This is a genomic window from Nonomuraea terrae (assembly GCF_004348995.1).
Taxonomy (GTDB): domain Bacteria; phylum Actinomycetota; class Actinomycetes; order Streptosporangiales; family Streptosporangiaceae; genus Nonomuraea; species Nonomuraea terrae.
Window position 1 is genome coordinate 1 of record NZ_SMKQ01000330.1, and the last position, 6,157, is coordinate 6,157.

The window sequence follows — 6,157 nt, forward strand, 5'->3', positions numbered from 1 at the left end:
GGGCTGCGCAGGTTCGGGGCGGGGTGACCGTACGGGAAGAGGCGGTCGACCTCGTGCAGCCAGCGAACCTGCGGGATGACCCACGACGCGCCCAGCCGTTCGCCGCCGTTGTCGAGGCCGCCGAGCAGGCGGCCCGCGGTCTCGGCGGCCTTCTCCGTCAGCAGCGCCGGATCGAACCAGCTCCGCAGCGCCCAGGCGCGCCGCTGCACCGAACGCTCGATCAGGGTGGCGAGCAGGCATTCGCGGCGGCGTACCGGAAGGTCGCCCCAGGCGGCCGACAGGGCGCGCGGAACGCCCGGCAGCGGCCGGTTGGTGACGAAGGCGAGCACGACCGTGTCGCACCAGATGCGCAGCCACGCCCAGTCGGGCGCGTCGGCGAGCACGTCGGCCTCGCGCAGCTCCATCAGCGTGCAGGCCAGGCCGTTGCGGCACTGGGTGCCGCAGGCGGCCGAGCGGCGGCCCCGGATGGGCGGCGGCGGACCCGGCACCGCCTTCTCCCGAGACTCGCCCAGCGGCACGCGGACCCGCAGCGGCCGGTCCATGCCGTCGGCGAACACGGCGGCCGAGCCGGGCTGCAGCGACACGACGTGCCGGGACTGCTCGTCGCTGAGGTTCATGGCGGCGCCGACGAGCTTCCTGTCGTCCTCGGCGGGCAGCCGGTGCACGACCTTCAGCGCGGTGTTCTTCACCACGTCGGAGACGAGCTTCGTCGGGATCTGCTCGGCCACCACGATGCCCTCGCCGTACGCCCTGACCTCGGCGAGCAGCCCCGCGAGAAGCTCGACGGCGTGCGTGGAGGCCCGCCCCTGGCCGCGGTCGCGCAGCAGCCGGTGGGCCTCCTCGATCACGATGACGTGGCGCAGGCCGGGGGACTTCTCCTTCCTGGCCCGCATGCGCAGGTGCTCGACGATCCGGATGATCAGCGTGCCCATGAGGAACGCCTTGTCCTCGTCGTTGGCGACGTCCTCGATCGCGAGGACGACGTCGCGTTCGAGCAGGCCGCCGATGTCGGCGGGGTGGCCGCCCTCGAAGAAGCGCCCGGCCGAGCCGACGCGCAACGAGCGCAGCCGCAGCGAGATGAAGCCCTCGACGTCGGCCTGGACCTCGCGGCCGTAGCCGATCTCCTTGATGACGTCCATGGCGTGCTGCTGGAGCTGTTCCAGGGTGGGGACGCTGGGCGGGACGTTCGAGCCGGGCACCGCGCCGCCGGTCACGACGTCCCAGCCGGTGGCCTCGTAGACGCGCTGCAGGGCCAGCGACATGATCTGCGGGAACGGCTCCTCGGCGTCGAACGCCGCCATGAACAACGCCCTGACCATGTCGATGTGGGCCTGGACGGGGTAACCGGGCTCGGGTTCGAGCGGGTTGACGCTGAACGGCACGCCGTCGGGCGCCGACGGGTTGATCACGGTGACCGGCCCATCGATGCGGCCGGCCATGGCGGCGTACTCGGACTTGGCCGGCTCGATGGCGAGCCACGGGATGCGCGCGCTGCTGAGCTGCTCCAGCAGGTGGCGGACGGTCTGCGACTTGCCGGAGCCGGTCGCGCCGGTGATGAACGCGTGCCGGTTGAGCGTGGCCAGCGGCACCCGGAACGAGCCGACGCCGCGGTCCTGCCCGTCGAGGATCTCGCCGAGCTCCAGCTCGCCCCCGTCGGCCTCGGACGTCACGTCGAAGAAGCCCGACTCCAGCACCCGCACGCCCGGCACCTCCCGCCGGGGCAGCCCGGCCAGCGCGGCCAGCGCCCCCGCGGTGGCGGCGAAGGGCGCGGCGGCGCCGTCGGCCGGGTCCTGCATGGTGATGGCCAGTGCCTCCGACAGCGCGTAGACGGCGCCGTGCGAGCTGCGCAGCCGGTACGGGTGGTGGCTCATCTCGACGGACCCGACCAGCACGGGCGCGATCTGCCGCAGCTCGTCGGCGGTGGCGCCGCCGGCCAGCACGCGGACGTTCCACAGGCCGGCCTCGCGGAAGGCGTCCAGCTCCTGCATACGGCGCTCGGCCCGCTCGGCGTCGAAGCGCGAGCGCTCGGAGGCGTCGCCGTACTGGCGCAGCACGTTGAGCTGCGTACGCAGGTGGGCGACCTCGGCGTCCAGCAGGTCGGTCGGCTCGGCCACGACGAGCCACCCGAACGGCCGCGACATCAGCGTCATCAGCGTCGACTCGAAGAGCGTGGGCCGCTTCAGCTCGTCGGGGTCGTGTTCGGAGTACTCGCGGCCCCGCCCGCCGAGCGGCGGCGCCTGCCGGCCGGGGCACGGCGTCCACACCAGGTCGGCCAGGTCGGCGAGGTACTCCTCGGTGAGCTGCACGCCGCGCGCCCCGCCGGGGAACAGCAGCGGCTGCGGCCCGCTCGGCAGGCCGGGCAGGTCGGTCGCCCGGCGCGGCTGGCGGGGCGGCGACAGCGGCCCCGCGTTGGTGATGAGTTCGAGCGGCGCGCCGGACCCGCGCGACAACCACCCGATCACGAAGGGCCGGTCGCGCTGCGCCGCCGACAGCACTGCGGGAAGCACGGTGACGAAATCCCACTCCGCCGACGAGCTTCGCGAGGGTGCTGCGATCGACTGGATCCGATACCAGGGCCCGCTCAGCTGCATTTCTATCCCCCACAGACGGTTCTTTAGTAAATTCCGCCAACCGTCAGCTCGTCACCTTGACATTGACCATGTCATTGCCTGCCCTTGCGCCAGTCCAGGCGTGGCGGCGGCGGTCCGAGGTTCGCGGGCGGGTCCGCGTCGCCGTCGTCGGCGCCGGGGTCGAGCGCCAGCACGGCCTCACGGACGTCCTCCAACTCGCCGAGGGTGGTCTTGGGGAAGGTCAGGATGGCCGGGTTCGCGTCGGCGAGGCGGACGCGCCGGCCCTGGGCGGTGGCGTCGGTGACGATCACCGACGTCGTGGGCAGCTGCTGGAGCTGGTGCGGCTCGACGAGGAACTCGCGCGAGCGCTGCAGCACCCGCTCCTTCTCCGAGATCTTGTCGGCCGTCCTGCCCCACTCGGTGGATTCGGTGATGTCGCCGGCCAGGTCGGCGTGGTCGCCGTCGCGGTCTTCCGTGCCGTCCTCGACCTGGGCGATCGTGGAGGTGTAGCCGCCGTCGAGGCCCGGCAGCGACTCACTGATCGTCTCGGTGAGCTGGGCCAGCTCCAGCCGGTGCTCGGTGCCGACGTGCTCGCTGGCGACCCGGGCGTCCTCGGCGTTGCCGAGCCGCATGAACGCCACCGCCGCGTGCCCCCTGCCGAGCCGCTCGCGCACGGTGGGGGTCAGCGACCGGTACGTCAGCACGAGCCCCGTACGCGAGGTCTCGCAGGCGTCCATCAGCCGGTCGAGCACGTCACCCCTGAGCTTGTCGGCGCCCGCCACGATGATCGTGTGGTACCAGGGCCGGTCGGAGGCGGGCGACTGGCGCAGGATGTGGGTCAGGGCGGTGGCGACGTACGTGCCGAGCACCCGGTTGCCGAACACCCCGGCCTGGCGATCCATGCTCACCACGCGCAGCCGGGCGGGCGGCAGCCGTACGGCCTGGGTGCCCAGGGTCTCCAGCTTGCGCAGTTGCGACTCCAGCGCCCAGGCGCGCTCGATCACCACCCGGTCGCTGACGCCGCGGCCGAAGAGCGTGCCGATGCGCTCCAGCTGGGTCGCCGTGATCAGGCCGTACCGCAGGTCGTCGCGGGGGTCGCCGACCTGGGCCAGGGCCCGCAGGGCGGCGGTCACCTGCCTGATCGTGGCGTTCTCGCCGAGCACCTCCAGCACCCGTTCCAGGATGGCGTTGTCGAAGCTGAGGTCGCGGGTGGTGCGGTGCTCCTCGCTGACGCTGACCACGTGGGCGAGGACGTCGGCGAACGCCTCGGGCTTCAGCGTGGCGCCGAGGTCGAGCTTGGGCAGGTCGACGGGTAACACCCAGACCAGCGGGTCGTCGCCGCCCTTGCGGGCCAGCTCGATCAGGTCCTTGGCGATCGCGCCCTCCGACAGGTCGAGCACGGTCAGGTGGCCGCCGCTGTAGAGGCGGGTCGCGCCGATCAGGGTGACGAGCGCCGACCAGCCGGGCAGCGTGCCGCCCGCGACGTCGACGCGGTCGATCTCGTCGGGGACCGCCACGGCGTACCAGGTGAGCTGCCTGTCGTGGCGGTCCTTGGCCTCCTGCCACTCGCGGTAGCGCCTGGCGTGCTCCTCCTGGGCGCGGAACAGTTCCTTGTCACGTTCCCGGCGCTGGCGCTCGTCCCTGGCCTGTTGCTCCTGGACTCTGTAGCGGACGGCCCGGTCGCCCTGGAGCAGGGCGTAGCTGCAGATCCCCGCGACGCCGCCGGCGGCGACCAGCGCGACCGCGGCGAACTGCCAGGCGAGGTAGCCGGCCAGCGCCACCGCCAGGATCAGCACGGCCAGGACGAGCATGGCCAGGCGGACGAGGCGGACGGGCCGGTTGAGCATGTCCTCCTGGAGGCGTTCGCGGCGCAGCAGCTCCAGCTCGGCGGCGTCGGGCTCGGGCGGCGGCTCCTCGGCGGGCGAGGGGCGTCTCGGTGGCGGGCCCGGGTCGGGGTGCAGCAGGATGTACTGCCAGCCCAGGTAGATCCGGTCCGCCTGGAGCTGGGCATGCTCGGGATGCACGTCCGTCACGTGACCCTCCGGCTGCCGATATGTCATTAGTGGTAGGGGTCAGACCCATTCCGCTCCGTGACAGCGTATGAGTTACTACCCCGGTAGCGGCAGGGTTCTCGGCAATTCGACCATTCCGATGGGAGCAATGCGGCAGATGGGATAAGCGTTACCTATTACCATCCTTACCCATGACGGAACCGTCCGGCGAGAGCCCTGAAAAGCGCAGACGCCCGGTAGCGGTGCCCGCAGCCGCCCTCGTGGCGTTCACGGCCTTCGGCATCACCGCCCTCCTCGGCGGTCTGAACGAGACTCCGGAGGAGCCGGAGCCGCTGGGCCAGGGCGCGGTGCTCGACCAAGGGCTGTACTCCACCAAGCTCGTCGAGTCGCGGGTGACGCTCGAGCGGGCGGAGAACCGGTTCGAGGAGGACAAGCGCTTCGTGGAGCTGGTCTTCGACGTCACCAACAAGGGCGACGAGACCCGCACGGTCGGCGTCCCCGCGCAGAAACTGGAGCAGGCGTACCTGTCGGACAGCTTCGCGGGCTCACTGCTCAAGATCAACCCGGCTTTCGGCGAGGAGGCGGGGCCCTTCGCGTTCGTGCGGAGCAAGGGCGGCGACACCCAGCAGCTCCACCCGGGGGTGACCAGCCAGGTGATCGTGCGGTACGAGCTGGAGGGTGACCGGCGGCCGCCGGAGAAGATCTCGTTCGAAATGGCCTCCTTCGAGTTCAGGACCGACTTCAACAACGAGCTGCCCCGCTGGATGATGGTCGCCACCGAAGCGGGCGACTCCTACCTGCCCGAGGTCAAGGCGCGCGTGACGCTGCCCGTCAAGAAGGGCGGTGCCGCGTGACCACCACCGAGCAGCGCCCCGAGGCCGCCCCGGAGCGGCGTAGCAGGCGGCCGGGACGGCGCCGGGCCGGCGAGTCGCGGCTGCTCGGCCTCGCCGCCGGGCTGCTGCTGGTCGGGGGCGCGATGGGGCTGCAGACCATGCACCTGAACGCGGGCGAGATGAGCCTCCCGCTCACCTACGCCGGCGACAAGGGCGAGGACGTGGACGCCCGGCGCTTCACCGTACGGGTGGACTCGGTCGTGGCCGCCAAGTCGATCGAGAACTACTCCACGACCATCGGGACGGACCACCTCTTCCTCGTCGTCAACGCCTCGGCCACGTCGAGCCGCAAGCCGTACAAGCTGGCGCAGCCGGTGCTGCTGACGGCCGACGGCAAGAAGTTCGACGCCACCGACCGGGTGGACGACGCGGTCACGCTCGCCAACACCTGGGTGCAGCCGGACATCTGGGTCAGCGGGCGGTTCGTGTTCGAGGCGCCGGCGTCCGCGCTGCCGGGCGCGAGTGTGGTGTTCGGGCTGCCGTCGTCGGTCGTGGTGGAGCCGAACCAGCCTGAGGTGGAGATCGACCTCGGGCTCGACGAGGAGGGCGCGCGCAAGCTGGCCGCCTCGGCACAGGACGTCTACTCGGTGAAGAAGTGAGCGCACGATGAGCCCGAACGAGGAGCGTGACTGGTTCGCGCCGAAGCACGAGCGGCGTCCGGAGGACTACCCGCCGCCGCCCC

The 6,157-nt window shown here is 71.8% G+C and carries 4 protein-coding genes; 2 read left to right on the plus strand and 2 right to left on the minus strand.

What is annotated here, in order from left to right:
- On the minus strand, positions 1 to 2,507 hold a 2,507-nt coding region (locus E1286_RS45330; protein WP_246075699.1), incomplete at its 3' end, for an ATP-binding protein.
- 155 nt (positions 2,508 to 2,662) lie between these two features.
- Positions 2,663 to 4,603, minus strand: coding sequence for a hypothetical protein (locus E1286_RS45335; protein WP_165970230.1), 1,941 nt, complete (start codon positions 4,601 to 4,603; stop codon positions 2,663 to 2,665).
- A 170-nt stretch (positions 4,604 to 4,773) separates the two neighbouring features.
- Between E1286_RS45335 and E1286_RS45340 the strand changes: the two genes are divergently transcribed.
- Entirely contained in the window at positions 4,774 to 5,436 is a 663-nt protein-coding gene (locus E1286_RS45340) for a hypothetical protein (RefSeq protein WP_132623326.1), read from the plus strand.
- Complete coding sequence (locus E1286_RS45345) at positions 5,433 to 6,074, plus strand: hypothetical protein (protein WP_132623328.1); 642 nt, start codon at positions 5,433 to 5,435, stop codon at positions 6,072 to 6,074. Before E1286_RS45340 ends, E1286_RS45345 begins: the two co-directional genes overlap by 4 nt.
- Positions 6,075 to 6,157: the final 83 nt, after the last annotated feature.